Annotated in this window: 2 protein-coding genes; both read right to left on the reverse strand. The window is 51.4% G+C overall.

What is annotated here, in order from left to right:
• Window positions 1-337 precede the first annotated feature (337 nt).
• Complete coding sequence (locus tag GEI7105_RS0116810) at window positions 338-589, reverse strand: hypothetical protein (protein WP_017661598.1); 252 nt, start codon at window positions 587-589, stop codon at window positions 338-340.
• 58 nt (window positions 590-647) lie between these two features.
• Window positions 648-2,873: a cation:proton antiporter domain-containing protein gene (locus GEI7105_RS0116815; protein WP_017661599.1), complete on the reverse strand. Its 2,226-nt coding sequence runs from the start codon at window positions 2,871-2,873 to the stop codon at window positions 648-650.
• Window positions 2,874-3,135: the final 262 nt, after the last annotated feature.

The following is a 3,135-nucleotide window of genomic DNA, read 5'->3' on the forward strand; positions in this document are numbered from 1 at the left end:
GGAAGTCATTCTGCATATCCTACTATTTTTTGTCAAGTCAGTTGGCTCTTGAATGTTATTTTCAAGTCAAGGGGTCAGTTGGCTGAGTCGAAATACCTAATTCTTTTCCGATTCAATTTATACTACTTATACACTACATTTGAAGTGCGGAATGTGGGTTGAAAGTTAAAAATAAAAACCGTCGGTTTATTTGAAGAACGAAGCCCAAAGCGATCTCGGCTATTTTTTTATTGCGTTCAAACTAACCAACCTTCTCACTGGGTTTAACCCCCGAACAAATTGCTGAGGTTCTCGATTTATCTTTAGATGACGTGAGATGACGTGCGAGAAGCGATCTTCAACCAAAACGATAAACAGTACGATGTCCGATGCGAACCACCCAAGGCTGAGCGTTCGGATATCGTCGGTAAAGTCGATCGATCGCCGTGACCGTCGTATCCGCCAGTTCAAACGCCCCCGTCTCGATATCGATCGCGACAATTTTTCCGCGATTTCCCGCTTCCACTTGCGATCGCACTCGCATCTCGTAGAGTTGTTCGCCACGTCGCGCAAATTCTTCTTTGCTATATCGGGGTTCTCGAACCGTCATCGCCTCGTCCTCAATTCCCGGTCTTTTCTAGCGTACAAATCCAACGGACAAATCGCCCTCAACCCCGCATCGCCAATTCTGCCACGTACTCCGCCCGTTCGGGATCGCCACTCAACAAACAACAATCTCCCGATTCCAGTTCGATATCGTCGTCAACGCTGTATAACTTCCCGTGGCGACGAACCGCTTTCACCTGAGTTTGATAGTCGTTGTAAATCCCGTTGGGCGTCATTCCCACCAGCGGCGACGTGTCCGTCAGCGTCACCCAATGGTTGTAACCGCCATCGATCGATCGCCGCCCTTCTAGCACCTCGTAAAACGCCAGCACTTCCTCCGGTTTCCCCACCACTAACAAGCGATCGCCCGTTCGTAGCGTCGTCTGTCCCTTCGGATAGTAAAACATATCGTCTCCCTGCTCGATCGCCATCACCGTAACCCCCGTCAAATTCCGTAAATCCGCTGTAGCTAACGTCATCCAATGCAGCGGCGACGCCTCGGGAATCGTCACCCATTCATTGTGAAGCTGTTCGGTCGCCGTATCGATATCCCGTTCGCTGACAGGGCGCACGTCCGATCGAATACTCTGATAGCGATCGGTGCGAATCTTGCGAATCGAAAGCTGAATCGAGGACATATTTTCTCCCAATGTGGTTAACATATGTCCTCCCATTTCCAACGCCGCCTCGAACTCCGGTTGAACCACTTCCTTGGCTCCCAACTGGGATAACAAATCGATTTCTTGGTTGCTGTGACAACGCACCACAATGTCGAGTTCCGGGGCGAATTCCAAGGCACGTTTGAGGAGCAAGCGGGTACTGGCGGGATCGGGTAGGGCGATCGCGAGAGCTTTGGCTTTTTCTAAATGAGCTTTTTCGAGGATAAATCCCGACTCGGCGTCTCCGAAAATATAGGGAATTTTCTGCGATCGCAACTTCACGATCGCCGCTTCGCTATTTTCAATCACTAACACCTGATAGCCCCGTTCTCGCAGGATTTTCACCAACACCTGACCCACTCGTCCGTATCCCGCCACCACAACATGATCCCGAATAGTTTCCGGGGTAAAAAACTGTCGGTCCGATCCAAACCGTTGCAAAAATAAAGAAAATAGCGGGATTTTCGCCAGGCGATCGGCAATTCGAGGCGACCACCGCATCCCGATCGGCGTTAACACCAACGTAATCGCCGTGGTTCCCAACAACAACAAATACTGTTCGGCATTGAGAAGTCCGAATTCTTTCCCTTCCAACGCCAACACAAAGGAAAATTCCCCGATTTGGTTGAGTCCGAAGGCGGCGATAACAGCAGTTTTAAACGAATAGCGAAACCGCAGGACGATCGGTAACACGATCGCTGCTTTTCCCACCATCACCAACAGAACTAACGCCAAAATACTGCCGAGATTGTCCCACAGCACCGCCGGATCGACCAACATTCCGATCGAGGCAAAAAACAAACTGGCAAAGGTATCCCGCAGGGGCAACACTTTCGACAACGCGCGATCGGCGTAATCGAGTTCTGCCAACATCAACCCCGCCACGAACGCCCCCATCTCGATGGAGAGTCCCAACGCCGCCGTCGTCAACGCCACCCCCAAACAAAGGGCGATCGCCGTCAACAAAAACAGTTCGCTACTTTCCGTCGCCGCTACGTAGCGAATCAAGTGGGGAACCAACCACCGCCCCACCGCAAACGCTGCCGTAAAAAACAATACCGCTTTCAGCACCGCCGCCAACAGTGCCGAAACGAGGTTTTCCGGGGCGTCGAGGGCGGGTAAGAGGGCTAACATCAACCCCAAGACCAGATCCTGTACGATTAAAATCGCCAACATCACTTGACCGTGAAGCGTACTGGTTTCACCGCGTTCGGTCAGCGTTTTGAGGACGACGGCGGTAGACGACAGGGACAAAATCTCCCCCAAAAACACCCCTTGCGTAATATGTCCGGCCCAACCGAAGGCCAGAGAAATCAACGCCCCCAACGTCACCGTCAAGCCAATTTGCATTAAACTTCCTTGCAGGGCGATTTCCTTCACCCGCTTGAGTTCGGCTAGAGAAAATTCGACGCCCAACGCAAACAGCAAAAACGCCACGCCGATTTCTGCCAAGGCGTTAATTTGGGCTGTGTCGCTGACGAGTTGCAAACCAAACGGTCCGACGATGAGTCCACTAGCGAGATAACCGAGGAGAACCGGTTGACGTAGGCGATTGGCGATGTAGCCACCGAAAGCAGACGCCCCTAGAACAGTGGTGAGTTCGAGTATGAAATGGTGTTCGCTTGCCATCAGTGGTTTAAAGTTCGAGTCTCCAGAACCAGGTTCCTGACGAGTTTTTCCGATAGTCTTCCCAAATTGTCACGGATTTCTAAAAAAAAATCCACGCCAACCCCCCTATCCCCTCAAACCCGATCGCTGCACTTACAGTTTCGCTGCTGACGGTAAAAATCCCCTTTTCCAAACTTGAAAAAGGGGAAAGACTCTTGAAGCTGAGAGGGTGACAACATAGCTAGACCCCCTGCCTCACAAGGGATAGAGCCTCTAGCCCTCG

This window comes from Baaleninema simplex PCC 7105 (assembly GCF_000332355.1).
In the GTDB taxonomy this organism is placed as follows: Bacteria; Cyanobacteriota; Cyanobacteriia; order Cyanobacteriales; family Geitlerinemataceae; genus Baaleninema; species Baaleninema simplex.

What these genes read in the sequence shown, in the direction of transcription:
- GEI7105_RS0116810 (WP_017661598.1), bottom strand. Translation starts at nt 589, where the DNA reads ATGACGGTTCGAGAACCCCGATATAGCAAAGAAGAATTTGCGCGACGT.
- GEI7105_RS0116815 (WP_017661599.1), bottom strand. Translation starts at nt 2,873, where the DNA reads ATGGCAAGCGAACACCATTTCATACTCGAACTCACCACTGTTCTAGGG.